The organism is Dokdonella sp. (genome assembly GCF_041395345.1).
Taxonomy (GTDB): Bacteria; Pseudomonadota; Gammaproteobacteria; order Xanthomonadales; family Rhodanobacteraceae; genus Dokdonella.
Window position 1 is genome coordinate 189350 of record NZ_JAWLAR010000003.1, and the last position, 16210, is coordinate 205559.

Below are 16210 nucleotides of genomic sequence, written 5' to 3' on the forward strand. Positions count from 1 at the left end.
CATATCGGCCCTGACAGCGTTGAGTCTCGGCGCCCAACCTGATCCGCGTCGCTCGACGGATGCGCAGTTTCAGTCGGTTCGACCCGGTGTCTGCTGGCAATTCCACAATCCGGGCCGGCATAATCGCGCAGACAACACGGACCTCCTCTCATGAGCGTTTTCGCCCTGTTTTCCACTCCATTCGTGCGCACCGAGCTGCCCAACGCGAGCGCAATGAATACGGAACTGCGCGCACTTTTCCTGCAGCGCGAGCGCGAGGGCGCACGCTGGCGCAACCCGGACCCGAGCATGAACATCAACAAGGGCCTGTTCGAGAGCAACTTCGACTTGTTCTCATGGCCTGAGCCCTGCGTGCAGAAGCTGCATGAATTCTGCATGCGCAAGTTGTTTGCCCTGATCGGCGAGCTCAATGGATACACCAACGAGGAACTGTACAAACTCGAATCGCAGACACATGCCTGGTTCCATGTCACGCGTCGCAACGGACGCTTCACGGCGCACAATCATCCGATGGCGTCCTGGTCCGGGGTCTATTGCGTGGACCCGGGACAGCACGATGCCGACGTGCCCGATTCCGGCGCGCTGCACTTCCAGAATCCGCACCAGCAATCCGCCATGTTCCGCGATCCGGCCAATCGGCAACTGAAAGACGCCTTTACCACTTCGGGACGCAACATCCACTTGAAGGCAGGTGAGCTGGTGCTGTTCCCCTCATGGATGTTCCATGAGGTGTTTCCGTACCAGGGCGAGGGCGAGCGCATCACCGTGGCCTTCAACTGCTGGTTCCGACCACTCGGAAGCGGCTCGGCCGATCAGGGACCCTACCTCAGGTAGCTGCACAGCTGGAACCCGACGGGGTTTCGGCAACTGGCCGTCTGGCTTCGGCCGGTCGAACGAGTCGGCAGATGCACGGAAGCCATGCATGGCCAATGCGGATCCGCGCCTCGAATCCAGGCTGACGCAAGCCACAGATCCCTCAGGAAATGTCGATCGCCGATCCGGTGACCCTGATGCCTCCACTTGCCGGTATGTCGACAATCAGTCGCGACGGCCGCCCCATGGCTTCGCCTTGCCGGATCTCGATTCGACGCGAACCCTGGAGCAGTCCAGCGTCGCGCAGGTAGCCTCCAAGGGCAGCGGCAGCGGCACCCGTGGCCGGATCCTCGACAACCCCACCGACCGGAAACGGATTGCGCGAGTGGAACAGGTCGGCGCGTTCGCGCCAGACCAGCTGCAGGGTGGTCAGGTTCTCACGCAACATCATTGCCTTCATGGCCGCGAAGTCATAGTCCAGACTGGCCAGCCGCTGGTCGCTGCCAGCCGCGATGACCAGATGCCAGGCGCCTGCATAGGCCTTGACTGCAGGAATGCGCGTATCCAGTTCCTCCTGCCGCCAGCCAAGCAAACTCAGGGCCTCTTCGAGGAGCGCAGCTGGAGCCACTTCGTGGCGCGGCTCGACTGACACCAGGGCTGCCTCGAATCGTCCCGACTCCTGGGCTGCCTCTGCGTCGACCTCGCCCACCATGGTGGAAAACCGATACCGACCTTCACCCTCCCTGCGCCCGATCACCACCGCGGCAGCGATCGTTGCGTGGCCGCAGAAACTCACTTCCGCCTGGGGGCTGTAGTAGCGGACGATGCGCTGATGTCCGGATTCCGGGGCCACAAAGGCCGTCTCCGAGTAGCCGACCTCGGTGGCGATGCGCTGCATGGTGGCCGCGTCGGGCAGTTCCGGGCCAATCCAGACGCCGGCCGGATTGCCGCCCTGATCCCCATCCGGGAATGCGGCGAGTCGGAAGAGCAATCCCTCGGACATGAAAATCTCCCGTCTCGCCAAGAATGCTGCCGACAACAGGGTCAGCTCGAGCCGCTCTGACGCGACCCCCTGCAGCAGATTCGATCCTGTCCGGGTTTCATTGCCTCAGGCAGGGGCTTTCTGGCCGGAGCGGGCCGGCATTGAATCTCCTGCGCGGGAGACTGCCAGGAAATCCCCGTGCTACTTGAAGATTTCCTTGTTCTTCGCGTAGTTGATCGCTGCCTGGCGGGTAACCAGACCGCGCTTGACCAGATCCTGCAGGCACTGATCGAGCGTCTGCATGCCGTGCTGGGCGCCGGTCTGGATCGAGGAATACATCTGCGCGACCTTGTCCTCGCGAATCAGGTTTCGAATGGCCGGAATCCCAACCATGATTTCGTGCGCGGCGATGCGGCCACCTCCGACCTTCTTCATCAGCGACTGCGAGATCACCGCGCGCAGCGATTCCGACAGCATCGAGCGAACCATCGGCTTCTCGCCGGCCGGGAAGACGTCGATGATGCGGTCGATGGTCTTTGCAGCGGAACTCGTATGCAGGGTTGCGAAAACCAGATGGCCTGTTTCGGCAGCGGTCAGGGCCAGCCGGATCGTTTCCAGATCGCGCAACTCGCCGACCAGGATGTAGTCGGGATCTTCGCGCAGCGCCGAACGCAGGGCTTCGGTGAAGCCATGCGTATCGCGGTGTACTTCGCGCTGATTGATCAGGCATTTCTGCGAGGTATGCACGAACTCGATCGGATCCTCGACGCTGAGGATGTGCGCGTATTCATGCTTGTTGACATGATCGATCATCGCCGCCAGCGTCGTCGACTTGCCGGAGCCGGTCGGGCCGGTCACCAGGATCAGTCCCTGCGGCTGTTCGATCAGCTCTCGGAAGATCTTCGGGCAACCGAGATCTTCCAGCGACAGCACTTCCGAGGGAATCGTCCGAAACACCGCGCCGGCGCCGCGGTTCTGGTTGAAGGCGTTGACGCGGAAACGGGCCAGGCCGGGGATCTCGAAGGAGAAATCGACTTCGAGGAATTCCTCGTAATCGCGACGCTGCTTGTCCGACATGATGTCGTAGATCAGCGAGTGGATCTGCTTGTGATCCAGTGAGGGAATATTGATCCGGCGCACATCCCCGTCGACCCGGATCATCGGCGGCAAACCGGCCGACAGATGCAGGTCGGATGCCTTGTTCTTGACCGAAAACGCGAGCAGCTCGGCAATATCCATGTGTTTTCCCCAAATGGCGCCTGCGGCGCATGGCTGCGGTACGCTGGAGTATAGCGTGGCAAAATCAGGCATATGCAAGCACAGGACCCGGAATCGATGATTGCTGCGTGGCGTTCGGTGATCGAACGCGCGCAGGCGGCCGCGGCCGGCAGGTCGATCGAGGTGCTGGCCGTGAGCAAGACCCGACCGGCGCAGCAGATCCGCACGCTGGCGGAGGCTGGCCAGCGCGCATTCGGCGAAAACTACGTACAGGAAGCCCGCGGAAAGCAGACCGGGCTCTCGGATTGCAGCATCGAATGGCACCTTGTCGGTCCGTTGCAATCGAACAAGTGCGCCGATGTCGCCGGTCACTTCGACTGGCTGCAGACCCTGGACCGGAGCAAGCTGGTCGCCCTGCTGGCGCGCTACCGACCCGAGTCGATGCCACCTCTGAATGTGCTGATTCAGGTCAATATCGACGATGAATCGAGCAAGGCGGGGTGCAATCCCGAAGAGATCGCGACCCTGGCCCATGCAGTCGGCAAAGAGCCACGCCTTCGCCTGAGAGGTCTGATGGCCATTCCGGCACCGGCGACGGACATGGCGCTGCGGCGGAAGGCTTTTTCGAGGATGCGCGCCTGCTTCGAGACCCTGGCACGGCAGCATGCCGGCATCGACACCCTTTCGATGGGCATGTCGGACGATTTCGAGCTGGCCATCGCCGAGGGTGCAACCATGGTGCGGGTGGGCAGTCTGTTGTTTGGGCCGAGAGGCCGGGAATAGAGAAAGGGGAACAGGGAATGGGTAAGAGCACGAGCGGGCACCACGCCTTTGCTGCTCTCTGGCCTGACTCACTTGATATGCTGGCTGACCGAGGAACCTGATGACAAGAGAAATGCCCGCGAATCCCGAATCCCGAATCCCGAATCCCGGCTCAATCACCTTCATCGGCGGCGGCAACATGGCGCGCAGCCTGATTGGCGCGATGATCAAGGGCGGAACGCCGGCCTCGACGATCGCCGTGGCAGAGCCCAATCAGGCGGTTCGCGAACAACTGGCGGCGGACTTCGGAGTCTCCGTATTTGCCGATGGCGTCGAGGCCGTTGGCAACGCGGAGTTGATCATGCTGTCGGTCAAGCCGCAGGTCATGCGCAAGGTTTGCGAGAGCCTGGCCCCCGTAATCGCGGGACGCAGACCGTTGATCGTGTCGATCGCGGCAGGATTGCGCAGCGAGCAGATTGATCGCTGGCTGGGCGGCGGCTTTCCGATCGTGCGATGCATGCCGAATACTCCGGCCCTGATCGGCGCGGGAGCGACCGGCATGAATGCCAATCCGGCCGTCTCCGAGACGGGTCGCGCCCAGGCTGCCTCGATTCTCGCCGCGGCAGGCAAGATGGTATGGGTCGACGATGAGGATCTGATAGACACCGTGACCGGCATATCCGGTTCGGGTCCTGCCTACTTCTTCCTCATGATCGAGGCACTCGAGGACGCCGGCGTGGCCCAGGGCATGCCGCGCGAGACAGCTCGCACACTCGCCATCCAGACCTGCCTCGGTGCTGCACGCATGGCCAGCGAGGATCCCGAACCGCCGGCACGCCTGCGCGAACGGGTGACATCACCAAATGGAACAACCCAGGCGGCCCTCGATGCGCTCAACAATGGCGGGCTGCGCGAGCTCGTCGCATCGGCCGTTGCCGCAGCGACCCAGCGTGGGCGCGACATGTCACGCGAACTGGACTGAGCACGAGCCATGAACTATCTCGCCAACGCGGGTCAGATCCTGATCGATTTCGTTTTCGGGATTCTTGTCGGCCTGATCGTGCTGCGTGTCCTGCTGCAACTCGTCCGGGCCAACTTCCATAACCCGATCTGCCAGTTCCTGTACAAGGCCAGCAATCCGATCCTGATGCCCTTGCGCCGCATCATCCCGGCCTGGCGCCGGCTTGATCTCGCCGGCGTCGTGCTGGCCTGGCTGTTGTTGCTGCTCAAGCGTGTGCTCTTGTTCGCGATGGTCATCGGCGTGCCTTCGTTCGCGTCGCTTGCGATAATCGCAATCGCCGACCTGATCGGCTTCGTGCTGATGATGATGCTGATTCTCATCATCGTGCGCGTGATCCTGAGTTTCGTTGGCGGAGACAGCTACCATCCGGTCATACCGCTGGTGTTCCAGCTGACCGAGCCCGTGCTCAAGCCGATCCGCAGGCGCCTGCCGGCTTTGGGCGGGCTGGATTTTTCGCCACTGATCGCCCTGCTCGCCATCTCGCTGGCTCAAGCCCTTCTGGTGGCGCCCCTGCTGGATTTCGGCTTGGGAATTGGCTGACAGACCCGCATAGGTATCCGTTCAAACTCCCGGCCGTATCATGACCCGAACCTCAAGACGAGAATTCCCCATGCCCAAACTGTTTCGTGCCGTCATTGGCCTGATCCTGATCGCGCTGTCTTCGCTGGCCCTGGCTGACAACCAGGAAAGCAGCCTGAAATTCGGCGATCATGTCGTCCACTTCAGTGCCCTGCCCACCGATTTTCTCAGTGAGGAGATCGCCAAGCAGTATGCAATCGAGCGCTCGCCGAATCGCGGCATGCTCAATATCTCCGTGCAGAAAGACCTCGGCGACGGTGCCACGCAAGCCGTGGCCGCGAGCATCACGGGCGAAGCGACCAATCTGGCCGGACAGGATGTTCCCATCGAGATCCGCGAGATTCCGGGCAGCTATGTTTCCTATGTCGGCCTGTTCGACATCAACGCGCCGGACACCTATACGTTTACCTTCTCGGTGACTCCGGAAGGCGCCACGGTGCCGCTGACCCTGCGTTTCAACAAGAATTTCACCGCCCGATAGCCAAGGCACAACTTCGCCGCCGGCCCTGCGCCTGAAAAGCGCCTTGATTCAGTGGCGCGGTCTGTCGAGCGTGACTGCAGCGACGCGCTGATGAATGGCGTCCAGACCGTCAAACAGCGCAGCCGGACCCGGCTGCAGGATGATCGGTGACTTGATCTCGTGAAGCTGGCCGTTGCGCACGGCGGGAATGGCCGACCAGCCCGGTCGCGCCGCGACCGAATCGGGTCGGAATTTCTTGCCGCACCACGAGCCGAGTATCAGGTCGGGCTTTCGGCGCACGATTTCCTCGCCATCGGCAATGATGCGATCGCGTGCCAGTGACTTCTCCGCCAGCTCGGGGAAAATGTCATCGCCTCCGGCAATGCGCACGAGCTCGGCGACCCAGCGGATACCGCTGATCGGCGGTACGTCCCATTCCTCGAAATAGACCCTGGGCCGGAACGGCAGGTTCGCGGCGGCTGAACGTATCGAGGCAATATGTGCTTCGGCTTCAACCGCATAGCGCTCAGCCTTTTGCGCTGCGCCCACCATGCCGCCTAGCCGGCGGATGTAGCCGAGAATGCCGTCGACCGATCGATGGTTGCTGATCCAGACTTCGACACCCGCTGCGATGAGGTCGCGCGCGATGTCGGCCTGGATGTCGGAAAAGCCGATCACCAGATCGGGTTCGAGATCGAGGATCGCGCCGATCTTCGCGCTCGTGAATGCGGAAACCCTGGGCTTTTCCTTGCGCGCTCGCGCAGGGCGTACGGTGAACCCCGAAATGCCGACGATCCGATGCTCCTCACCGAGTGCATAGAGCACTTCGGTGGGCTCTTCAGTCAGGCAGACGATGCGTTGCGGATAGAGGTCACGCGGCGCCATCATGGATACAGCAGGAACTTCCGCCACACGCCGTCCTTCATTTCATAGCGCTGGCGGTCATGCAGACGGAAGCCGGCGCCGTACCAGAACTCGATGAGATCCGGGCGCAGGCGATAGCCGCCCCAGTGAGGCGGCCGCGGAACATCGACTCCTTCGTACCTTTCTTCGATTTCGGCGACGCGTGCATCGAACACCTCGCGATCCGGCAATTCCTTCGATTGCAGCGAAGCCCAGGCACCGATCTGGCTCATGCGCGGGCGCGTGGCGAAATAGGCGTCGGAGTCGGCAGGATCAAGTTTCTCGACCACTCCTTCGACACGAACCTGGACCTGATCGCGCAGTGTTTTCCAGTGGAAATTGAGCGCGGCCTGATCGTGCACGGCCAGCTGTCCGGCCTTGGCGCTTTCGTAGTTCGTGAAGAAGCACAATCCGTCCGTATCCAGTTTCTTGAGCAGCACAACCCGCGAGGAAACGCGGCCATCGCTGCCGACGGTGGACAGGGTCATGGCGGTCGGTTCAGTGTCGCCGGCAGCCTTGGCTTCCTCGAGAAGCTTGCGCAAGATCGAAATGGCCTGCTGATACAGTACCGGCGTTCCGGCAAGCCTGTCTGGAGGGGTGTTCATGGTCGGAAATGCTAGCACGCGCACAGGCTATTCCCCGCGCCTTGTCCGTCAGTTGCTGGATTGGATGCATGCCATTCCTCCCGCAAGGGACAGGAGCATATTGGTCGGGCTGTCCGCGCTGCAGGGAAGTGGCAAGAGCACCCTTGCCGAACAACTGGTGCGCGCATCCAGCGAATGCGGCGTCACCGCGAGCATGCTGGCACTCGACGATTTCTATCTCGGGCGCCGTGATCGCTTCAGGCTCGCACGCACGATTCATCCCTTGTTGAAGACGCGTGGGGTTCCGGGCACGCACGATATCCCACTGCTCGAAGCGACGCTTGATGCGCTGTGCCAGCCTGACAACGGGTCGCCGCCGCACCTGCCACGATTCGACAAGGGCCGGGATACCCGACTTCCACGTTCGCGCTGGCGCCGGGTCAGGCAAGCGCCTCGACTTGTCATTCTCGAGGGCTGGTGCGTTGGCCTGGAAGCCGAAAGCGCGCAAGCCCTGATCCACCCCGTGAACGACCTGGAGCGCGACGAAGACGCCGACGGCCGCTGGCGGCGCTGGGTCAACCAGCAACTACTCGACGACTACGCGCGGCTGTGGAAACGACTTGATCGACTGCTTGTCCTGCAGGCACCGGGATTGGACGTGATCCAGAACTGGCGCGACGAGCAGGAGCGGACCTTGCGCACACGAGTCGCGAGCCGCGCCATGTCAGCTTCCGAAATCGTCCGCTTTCTTGCCCATACCGAACGCCTCAGTCGGCACGCCCTGGTCAGCCTGCCGCGAAAGGCGGACGTGCTCGTCGCTCTGGGCAGGCAACGCGAAATCCGATCGATCAGCGGGCTTGAGCAGCCCGCTGCATGACCCTCGAGAACTCCTCGATATTGATCGGCTTGGTCAGGTACTGATTGGCACCGGCATTCAGCGCCACCTTGCGCGCCTCTTCGGTAGGTGTTGCCGACAGGGTAACGATGTGCCCGTCGTAGCCCTGCGAACGCAGACGGAATACGGCCGTGTTGCCTGACAGCCCCGGCAACTCGACATCGACGAGCAGAATGTCCGGTCGATCAGCGAGCGCGCGCTCGACTGCAGCGGTCGCATCGCCGACGATGCTGACCCGAAAGCCGAGCTCGCCCAGCAGCACCTCAAGCAGATGGGCTATGTCAGGATCATCATCGACAACCAGCACACTGCGCCGGCCCATGTCGGTTGCAGCAGCCGCAACCGGGTTCGCAGCTTCGCCGGCCTGTTCCGAGGCAAGCTCGAGATTGGGCAGGACGATTCGAAATCGCGTGCCTTGTCCGGGGCTTGACTGGAAATCGAGGACACCGTGCATCTGGGCGACCAGGCGTCTGACGATGCTGAGCCCCAGCCCGGCACCGCTGCCCGGTGCCTGGCCGGTCCGGTTGAACGCGATGAATACCTTGCCGTGAAATTCTTCGGCGATGCCGATCCCGGTATCGCGCACATCAATGGCAAGTGCGCCGTCCTTCCAGTCGAAGCGGACCTTGACGCTGCCTTTTTCGGTATAGCGCACGGCGTTTGACAGCAGATTGACAAGAATCTGGCGCAGACGCAGTTCGTCGAGAATCGGGCTCACTTCGGCAGCCACATCCACATCGATCGCGAAATCGAGGCCACGCTCGACGGCAAGCGGTCTGAACATGGTGTCGAGATCGTCAACCAGGGCCTTCAGGTCAATGGCCTGCGGCGCGAGCAGGCTTGAACGATTGTCGGCCCGTGCGTACTCGAGCAGATTTTCGGCCAGGGTGAACAGGTAGTTCGCGTTGCGACGCAAGGCACGCAGCGAAAGCGCCATTTCCGGCGTGGCAGCCTGAGACTCCAGAAGGTGGAGATAGCCGAAGATCGAGGTCAGCGGCGTGCGGAAATCATGGCTCAGCGTGGCGATCAGGGCGTTCTTCAGTGCATTCGCTTCCTGCAGACGCGTGCGCTGCGATTCGAGTTCGGTACGAATCTGACGCAACTGGGCGATCGCCTTGCCCTTCTGATAACCGATCAGCGCGGCCTCGTTGCCGGTCTGCTGCTGGGCTTGCTGGCGATCATGCTCGGCCTGTGCGTCCAGCAGCAACACCTGAAAGCCGGCGTCGTTGACGAGCAGATGCACATGGGCGCTGCGCCCGTTCGGCATCTGCACGAACGGCAGATCAATGGATTCATCCAGCGCCATGCCGGTGAACAGTTCCTGCAATTCGTCCGCACCCTTTCCAGCATCCTCCAGATCGAAGCCAAAACGGGCCGGATCACCATGCACGTTGATCCAGTGCCAGTCCTGGTCGAACTCGATCAACAGGGGTTGGGCGCGCTCGAACAGAAACCGTGCAATCTCCGCAGCGACTTCGGGCTTGAAGTCCGCGAAATCCGGCGTAATGCTCATGGGCCCAGCCTCCGTGCCATCTCGATGAATGCCTGTTCGACCCCATCGCCCAGGCGCGCACTTGTCTCGAGCACGGGCAAGGTCTGGCGCAATTCGGCGAGGGTTGCCGGAGCAACTTCCCAGCGCTCGACCAGGTCCAGCTTGTTGACCATGAGGATGGCCTGCGCCTCTGGCAACAGGCTGCGTGACTGCATGAGCAAATCGATCGCCGCGCGCAGTGTCGATTCACGCGTGCCGTCGGCAACCAGCAACAGACCGCTGGCGCCACGCAGATAGCTCATGTTGAGTGCGTCGAGTCCGCTCTTTCCAGCAATGTCCCAGATCACCAGCTTCATCGGTTTGGCGGCGCCGTAGTCGACTTCCTTGCTGTCGACCTTCACGCCCACCGTGGTCAGGTAGTTCTCCGAGAACGTCTGGCGCACGAAACGCGAGACCAGGCTGGTCTTGCCGACTCCGAAATCGCCGAGCATGCAGATCTTGCGGGCTTGTGCACTCATGGTTTTTCGGTCTCGATATCCAGTCGCGCACGGGCCCCACGAAATTCCGCGAGGTTCTCGCTGGAGCGGGCATTCACCGAATCGAGCAGCCACGCTTCTGACACACCCTGGTCCCGGAGTCTATCGCGCAACCATTGTGCGCGCTGATCTCGCAGCCTTGCATTGATCGCATCGCTGCCAGGAGCGTCGTTGTAGCCGGTGATCTGCAATTTCGGTGCAACGCCTGCGACTTCGGCCAATTCCTCGGCCTTCAGAAGCAAGGCAACCATTGCCTCGAGCTGGGCCATGCCGTCGGCGCCGGGTTCGACTTCACGCACGAAGCTGACTTCCAGCGTCGCCAGCTTCGAAGACAATTCGGACAGCGCTTCGCGTGCGGCCTGGGCGGCATCGGTGATCGGCGCAACCTGCCAGTTGACCGAGCGAACGCCGGCTATCCACGGCGCTCGCACGCGGTTGGCGCTGATCCAGTCTTCGCCGGCCTTGCCACTCAGGTCGACCACGCCGTCCCGGACCGTGACCCGCACGCCCGCCGGCGGACCGATCAGGCGCGCAACGCGCTTTTGCAGGATCGGATCAGCCGTGGACAGGTAGCCATCGACAACCAGTTTCGGCTTCACGTCGCCCAGATCGACGTTTGCGATCAATTCCGCCACGGGCTCGGCATCGGCATCCAGCAACCCGTGCACGACCAGTGAGTTCCAGGGCTCGGACTCCATGCCAGTGAGCAGGAAACCCGGGTGCGACAGCAAGTCGGCGCGGACCTGCCCGACTCGCGCCTCCCAGCGTTCGCTGCGCGCAAAATGCCAGGCCAGTCCAAGCAGAAGCAACAGGAGCATGACCAGCAGCGGCCAGCGCGAAGGCTTTTGGCCGACCGTATCTTCACGATCCGCCAGAGCGGCGCTGGCGGCTACCAGTTCCTGCGGATCAAGCTGCGTTTTCCAGACCGATTCCTGCAGCCCGGTTTCGGCCGAGGAAGACGCTTCGTTCCGGTCGAAGCTGGCATGAATCTGCTCCAGTCGATCAGCGAGCACCTCACGCAGTGAATCCGGCGGCACGCCCGAAATGAAACAGGCCAGCGACGCGCGCGGGCCGTCCAGAATCCACAACAGATGTTCACCCACCCGGGCAGCTTCGAGAGAATCACCACCTCCCGATGAAACCGAGTCGCGCACAAACTGGCCAATCGCGGTGAGCATGCCGGCGATGGCGTCGGCATCGAGATCGGGCAGGCCCGGAGAGGACGCCCGATGCAGCACCAGACCGGAATCACGCTCGATCAGGAAGACGTGATCAACGTGGTAGCGCAGACTGTGCTTGAGTACGATTTGAGCGAAAGGCACCCCACTGCGCCAGGCCTCCAGCCGCCAGCGAATGCCGCGCGGGCTGAACCCGTACTCCAGCACCTTGTTGAGGTCGCTCATCAAGCCACGCAGGGCCTCGGCGATGGCCTTGCGGATAATCGGGCCGATGACCGGAAACAGCGCATCGACTATCGTGCTGCGGTTCTCATGTACGGCACTGCCAAGGGCGGCGGCAACGGGATTCGCCAGCGCCTTTGTCATCGGCTTCTGCGGCGCGGCGCGGACCAGACCCGGCAGCGCTTCGGCAAGCTGGCGATTCCTGCGCTCGAGATCGGTCAGCCGCTGTTCCGCGCTGAGCAGACTCTCGCGCTCTTCGGCAAGCAGAAGTTCCTTGAGCCGGTTGAGGTCGCTCATGGCGGCGGCCCGGCTTCGGCTCAGTTCGAGGGCAAGTCGAAATCGCCTTTCAGGCGCAGCGCGAGTTCGGTCAACAGGGCCGACAGGTCTTCCCGACCGAGTTTCTCCGCGCGCAATTCCGTACTTGTCCTGGAAAGCGATGCGGCCGCTTCACTGGCTCGCTCGTCGACTGCGGCTCCGAGCTCGGCGAGTGCCTCGCGCAAGCGTTCGTCGACGGCACCGAGTTCACCGCTGAGACCATCCATGGCCTTGTTGATCTCGGTACGTGCCGTGCGTGCGGACTGCTGCAAGCGCGACTCGAGATCATCTACGGCCTCGTTTCGATCGGCGATTTCCTGGCGCAGCTGTCGCGACAGTTTTTCGAACTGCTCGTCGACACGCTTGTCGATCTGCGCCATGCGCTTGTCCTGGCTCTCGCGCAAACGTCCCATTTCGGCTTCAAGGCGCTGACCCATTTCCTGGAAGCGACGCTCGTAGTCGCGCATCTGTCCACCGAACAGAATGTCGCGGATCTGGTCGACATTGCGCTCTGAATCCGCTTCATTCGCGGGCTTCTTGGACTCGGGCATGGTCCTGCTCCTCGCTTTCGCCGGTTTTTGCTTGGGTTTGGCGACCAGTTTATGCGAAGCGGAGCGTGATCCGGCTTTTTTCCGCCCTGACTTGCCTGTAGCTGCCATGCGCAATCTCCCCTATGCAATGCCAGACCATGCTGACCGTGCCCTGGCGATTCAAGTCTGTTCCAGACGATACCCGTGCTGGTAGACAGCGGCCAGCCTCCAGCCAAACTCGCCACTCAGATCCAGTTTCTTGCGAAGGCGGCTGACATGCGTGTCGACCGTTCGTGTCGACACTGAGGCGTTGATGTTCCAGACGTTTTCGAGCAGGGCATCGCGGCTGACGATGCGTCCGTGGCGGCGAAACAGGAACGTCGCCAGATCGAATTCGCGCGGGGTCAGTTCGACTTCCTTGCCTGAATAGGAAATTCGGCGCCGCGCGGCGTCTATACGGTACGGCGGCAATTCGAACGGGGCCGCATCGCTGCCTTCGAGACCGAGCCTGCGCAGCACGGCTGCGACCCGTGCAAGCAGTTCCTGCCGCTTTGCCGGTTTCACGACGTAGTCGTCTCCGCCGGCATTGAGGCCGCGGACCAGATCGGCCTCGGTGCCCTTTGCAGTGAGAAAAATGACCGGCAGTTTCGCGTTGGCCGAGGCGCGGATCCACTCGACGACTTCGGGGCCGCTCGCATCGGGCAGCATCCAGTCGAGCAGGAGAAGATCGATCGCTTCGGCGCCCTGCCGCCGACGGAACTCCGCGGCGGAAACGAACAGACGGGTCTTGTAACCCGCCTGCTCCAACCAGTGCAGGATCAGTTCGGACTGATCCGGATCGTCCTCCAGGAATCCAATCACGAGATCTCGCTCACTCATGGGGTCCAACCCTCAAGCACCGGAGGCGCCGGTTCCAGTGACGGTGATTCGCGCCTACTCGACGACGAAGGTGATGCGCAGATTGACGCGCCATTCCTTGATGTTTCCATCCTTGTCGGTAATGACCTTGGTCTCGCTGACCCAGGCACCCTGGATATTCTTGACCGTCTCGGCGACCTTCTTGAGCCCGGCCTGGACGGCGTCTTCGACACCCTTGTGCGATGAACTGCTGAACTCGATTACCTTGGCAACGGACATCTTCATTCTCCCATTTACGAAATGGATCGTGACTATACCAAAGCCAAACTTGACCCGATCATTTCATGCAACCGCAAGCCTTCTGGAAAGCAGACCGGATCGGGCTCAGGTTTGCGCAGCGCGTTCCCCGGCACGCGGTTCCTGCGGCATGTAACGCAGCCAGACCAGAAATACGATCAGTGCGTCCAGCACGATCAGGGCCTGCCAAAGATACAAGTGAAACCATTCGAACCAGACCTGGTTCCAGAGGCCGAGGAAGAACAGGCTGACGATGCGCACGAGATTGAGCACCTGGATGGCCAGAAAGCCGAATACCAGGCCGATCAGCTTGTGCTTCCACGGCGCCGGAAAGGCCAGTATCGCGGAAATCAGGATGATCACGGCCTCGATGCCGTTGCAGCCGCGTTCGATCGATACGATAAACGTGCCGGTCGCGTTCTGGATCAGCTTCCCGTGCGAGATTGTCGTGCCGTCGAACAGGTGAATGATCATGGCGCTGGCCTTGGCGAGCACCGAGGTGAATGGCACGATGAGGTGATCGTCGACGGGTGTGGTCAGGCCGGCTGCAAAGAGCACCAGCAGCAACACAAGAAAAAGCAGGATGAAACGCAGCATGAGGCTCGAAGGATCGGTGGAAAGGCCGCAGTTTAGACCACCCGCGCCCACTGCGCTGCCGCGATCGATACTGCGTCGCGGTTATGCGGCTCGGCAGACCTCGCGGCTCAACGTCGAATCGGCTGCACAGGCCTCGATGGCCGTGAGTGGGACCTCAGCAACAGGCTGCCCCTGGCGCTTTGCCCGGCTGCACTGCGAATCGGCGTACGCGATCCGGTTTCAAGCCGCTCCCAGGCCCGTGCAACCCGCCCTGGCCAGCGAGCCGTCGAGACTCTGCCCTCGCGCAACCGAATACTCGTCTGACCTGGCAGACTGCTAGCATTCCTCGCATGAACCCCGCGCCCAACCTTTTCCTGATCGGCCCGATGGGAGCCGGCAAGACCTCGATAGGCCGGCGCCTTGCGGCCAGACTGGAGCTGCCATTCATTGATCTTGACCTCGCCTTTGAAGAACGCGCCGGGGTCAGCATCGCGTTGACCTTCGAGATCGAGGGGGAGGCCGGATTCCGCAAGCGTGAAAGCGCCTTGCTGGCCGAACTGGTTCGCCATCGCGGCATCGTACTGTCCACAGGCGGAGGTGCCGTGCTCGACGAGAACAATCGCAAGTTGCTGCGCGACAATGGTTTTGTGGTCTGGCTGGATGCGGATGTCGAGACCCAGCTGGAGCGCCTGCACGCGGATCGCAAGCGACCATTGCTGGCTGCCAGCGACCGCGATGAACGCCTGCGCATGCTTGCCCGACAACGCAACCCGCTGTACGCCGAGATTGCCGATCTGCGCATCACCGCTTCCGGGTCGGCCAGCAGCGCTGCGATGGCGCGCACCGTCGGCACCCAGATTGCCCGCCATTGGCACTACAGCGAGAACGGAGCAGACGCATGAAGCAGGTTGATGTCGCGCTCGGCGAGCGCAGCTATCCCATCCATGTCGGGGCAGGGACACTGCAGGATGCGTCGATCTGGCGCCCGGCCATTCGCGGTCGCCACGTTCTGGTGCTCAGCAATACCGTGGTCGCCCCGCTCTATCTGGAACGGGTCCTGACTGGCTTGCGGGGGCTGACCCATGCCAGTCTGATCCTGGAGGATGGCGAGCAGCACAAGACATTCGACAATGTATCGCGCGTGCTCGGCGTGCTGGCCGACCTGGGCGCCAGTCGCGATGCGACCCTGATCGCTCTGGGCGGTGGTGTCATCGGCGATCTTGGCGGATTTGCTGCCGCCTGCTGGATGCGCGGCATCGACTTCGTGCAAATGCCGACCACTCTGCTGGCTATGGTCGATTCGTCGGTGGGCGGCAAGACCGGAGTCAATCTGCCGACCGGGAAAAATCTGGTCGGTGCCTTCCACCAGCCACGTGCCGTGATTATCGATACGACCACGCTGGCTAGCCTGCCGAACAGGGAATACCTGGCCGGCCTCGCCGAAGTGATCAAATACGGCGCCATCGGCGATGCGAATTTTCTCGACTGGCTGCAGCAGCACGCAGATGCCCTGCTGGCCCGCGACGAAGTGGCGCTGGATGAGGCCATCGCATTCAGCTGTCGCTACAAGGCCGGCGTGGTCGCCCGTGACGAACGCGAACAGGGCGAGCGCGCCTTGCTCAACTTCGGCCATACCTTCGGCCATGCCATCGAGACCGAAGCCGGCTACGGACAGGTGCTGCATGGCGAAGCCGTTGCAACAGGCATGCTGCTGGCTGCCCGCCTTTCCGCGAACCTGGGACTGGCCCCCGCGACCGATGCCGAACAGCTGGCGGCCTTGCTCAACCAGTTCGGCCTGCCGACGCGGCTGCCAGCGGGCCTGGATGCACGACGTCTGTTCGAGCGAATGACGCTGGACAAGAAATCGCTGAGCGGAAAGCTGCGCCTGATCCTCTGGCGCGGAGCCGGTCAGGCGGAACTCGCCAGTGGTGTCGAGGATTCAGCCATTCTGGCGCTGTTGCAGGAGGCCGTTGCAGCAGCCAGCTGAAC

19 protein-coding genes are annotated in these 16210 nt (G+C 62.2%); 8 read left to right on the forward strand and 11 right to left on the reverse strand.

The genetic code is table 11. The annotated features are described in order from the left end of the window. Positions 1 to 150 precede the first annotated feature (150 nt). The gene (locus R3F00_RS04240; protein ID WP_371280470.1) at positions 151 to 834 is read left to right on the forward strand and encodes a TIGR02466 family protein; all 684 of its coding nucleotides are present in this window, start codon (positions 151 to 153) and stop codon (positions 832 to 834) included. 142 nt (positions 835 to 976) lie between these two features. Here the strand turns inward: R3F00_RS04240 and R3F00_RS04245 are convergent, their stop codons facing one another. Beyond that, positions 977 to 1816, reverse strand: coding sequence for a PhzF family phenazine biosynthesis protein (locus R3F00_RS04245; RefSeq protein WP_371280471.1), 840 nt, complete (start codon positions 1814 to 1816; stop codon positions 977 to 979). 180 nt (positions 1817 to 1996) lie between these two features. Beyond that, complete coding sequence (locus R3F00_RS04250; RefSeq protein ID WP_371280472.1) at positions 1997 to 3034, reverse strand: type IV pilus twitching motility protein PilT; 1038 nt, start codon at positions 3032 to 3034, stop codon at positions 1997 to 1999. Between the two features lie 96 nt (positions 3035 to 3130). Here R3F00_RS04250 and R3F00_RS04255 point away from each other — a divergent pair, with 96 nt between their 5' ends. The 4 genes from R3F00_RS04255 (at position 3131) to R3F00_RS04270 (ending at position 5856) form a co-directional block, all read left to right on the forward strand. After that, positions 3131 to 3796, forward strand: coding sequence for a YggS family pyridoxal phosphate-dependent enzyme (locus tag R3F00_RS04255; RefSeq protein ID WP_371280473.1), 666 nt, complete (start codon positions 3131 to 3133; stop codon positions 3794 to 3796). Between the two features lie 100 nt (positions 3797 to 3896). Further along, on the forward strand, positions 3897 to 4757 hold the full coding sequence (gene proC / locus R3F00_RS04260) for a pyrroline-5-carboxylate reductase (protein ID WP_371280474.1): 861 nt from the start codon (positions 3897 to 3899) through the stop codon (positions 4755 to 4757). 9 nt (positions 4758 to 4766) lie between these two features. Beyond that, positions 4767 to 5336, forward strand: a complete 570-nt coding sequence (locus tag R3F00_RS04265; protein ID WP_371280475.1) for a YggT family protein — start codon at positions 4767 to 4769, stop codon at positions 5334 to 5336. Positions 5337 to 5406: 70 nt separating this feature from the next. Further along, a complete protein-coding gene (locus R3F00_RS04270; RefSeq protein ID WP_371280476.1) occupies positions 5407 to 5856 on the forward strand; it encodes a DUF4426 domain-containing protein in 450 nt (149 codons plus the stop codon). Positions 5857 to 5904: 48 nt separating this feature from the next. On the opposite strand, the gene R3F00_RS04275 is transcribed toward R3F00_RS04270, so the two are convergent. After that, positions 5905 to 6720, reverse strand: a complete 816-nt coding sequence (locus R3F00_RS04275; RefSeq protein ID WP_371280543.1) for a cobalamin-binding protein — start codon at positions 6718 to 6720, stop codon at positions 5905 to 5907. Further along, the gene (gene pdxH, locus R3F00_RS04280) at positions 6720 to 7343 is read right to left on the reverse strand and encodes a pyridoxamine 5'-phosphate oxidase (protein ID WP_371280477.1); all 624 of its coding nucleotides are present in this window, start codon (positions 7341 to 7343) and stop codon (positions 6720 to 6722) included. Before pdxH ends, R3F00_RS04275 begins: the two co-directional genes overlap by 1 nt. On the opposite strand from pdxH, the gene R3F00_RS04285 reads away from it, so the two are divergent. After that, positions 7342 to 8199, forward strand: coding sequence for a kinase (locus R3F00_RS04285; protein WP_371280478.1), 858 nt, complete (start codon positions 7342 to 7344; stop codon positions 8197 to 8199). The genes pdxH and R3F00_RS04285 overlap by 2 nt on opposite strands. Here R3F00_RS04285 and R3F00_RS04290 read toward each other — a convergent pair. From R3F00_RS04290 to xrtH, 7 genes are all read right to left on the reverse strand, one after another. Next, the gene (locus R3F00_RS04290; protein WP_371280479.1) at positions 8171 to 9730 is read right to left on the reverse strand and encodes a hybrid sensor histidine kinase/response regulator; all 1560 of its coding nucleotides are present in this window, start codon (positions 9728 to 9730) and stop codon (positions 8171 to 8173) included. The two genes, R3F00_RS04285 and R3F00_RS04290, sit on opposite strands and share 29 nt — an antisense overlap. After that, positions 9727 to 10227, reverse strand: coding sequence for a Rab family GTPase (locus tag R3F00_RS04295; RefSeq protein WP_371280480.1), 501 nt, complete (start codon positions 10225 to 10227; stop codon positions 9727 to 9729). Before R3F00_RS04295 ends, R3F00_RS04290 begins: the two co-directional genes overlap by 4 nt. After that, the gene (locus R3F00_RS04300) at positions 10224 to 11942 is read right to left on the reverse strand and encodes a hypothetical protein (RefSeq protein ID WP_371280481.1); all 1719 of its coding nucleotides are present in this window, start codon (positions 11940 to 11942) and stop codon (positions 10224 to 10226) included. The genes R3F00_RS04295 and R3F00_RS04300 overlap by 4 nt, the downstream gene beginning before the upstream one ends. Positions 11943 to 11962: 20 nt before the next feature. Further along, the gene (locus R3F00_RS04305) at positions 11963 to 12511 is read right to left on the reverse strand and encodes a hypothetical protein (protein WP_371280482.1); all 549 of its coding nucleotides are present in this window, start codon (positions 12509 to 12511) and stop codon (positions 11963 to 11965) included. A gap of 159 nt (positions 12512 to 12670) precedes the next feature. Continuing rightward, positions 12671 to 13369 (reverse strand): response regulator transcription factor, encoded by a 699-nt coding sequence (locus R3F00_RS04310; protein WP_371280483.1) that lies wholly within the window; start codon positions 13367 to 13369, stop codon positions 12671 to 12673. A gap of 54 nt (positions 13370 to 13423) precedes the next feature. Continuing rightward, the gene (locus tag R3F00_RS04315) at positions 13424 to 13627 is read right to left on the reverse strand and encodes a dodecin family protein (RefSeq protein ID WP_371280484.1); all 204 of its coding nucleotides are present in this window, start codon (positions 13625 to 13627) and stop codon (positions 13424 to 13426) included. Positions 13628 to 13732: 105 nt separating this feature from the next. Then, positions 13733 to 14242 carry an exosortase H gene (gene xrtH, locus R3F00_RS04320; protein ID WP_371280486.1) on the reverse strand — a complete coding sequence of 170 codons (510 nt, stop codon included), beginning with the start codon at positions 14240 to 14242 and terminating at the stop codon, positions 13733 to 13735. Between the two features lie 329 nt (positions 14243 to 14571). Between xrtH and R3F00_RS04325 the strand changes: the two genes are divergently transcribed. Both R3F00_RS04325 and aroB read left to right on the forward strand, forming a co-directional pair. Continuing rightward, positions 14572 to 15123, forward strand: coding sequence for a shikimate kinase (locus tag R3F00_RS04325; RefSeq protein ID WP_371280487.1), 552 nt, complete (start codon positions 14572 to 14574; stop codon positions 15121 to 15123). After that, positions 15120 to 16208 (forward strand): 3-dehydroquinate synthase, encoded by a 1089-nt coding sequence (gene aroB, locus R3F00_RS04330; protein WP_371280488.1) that lies wholly within the window; start codon positions 15120 to 15122, stop codon positions 16206 to 16208. Before R3F00_RS04325 ends, aroB begins: the two co-directional genes overlap by 4 nt. Positions 16209 to 16210 lie beyond the last annotated feature (2 nt).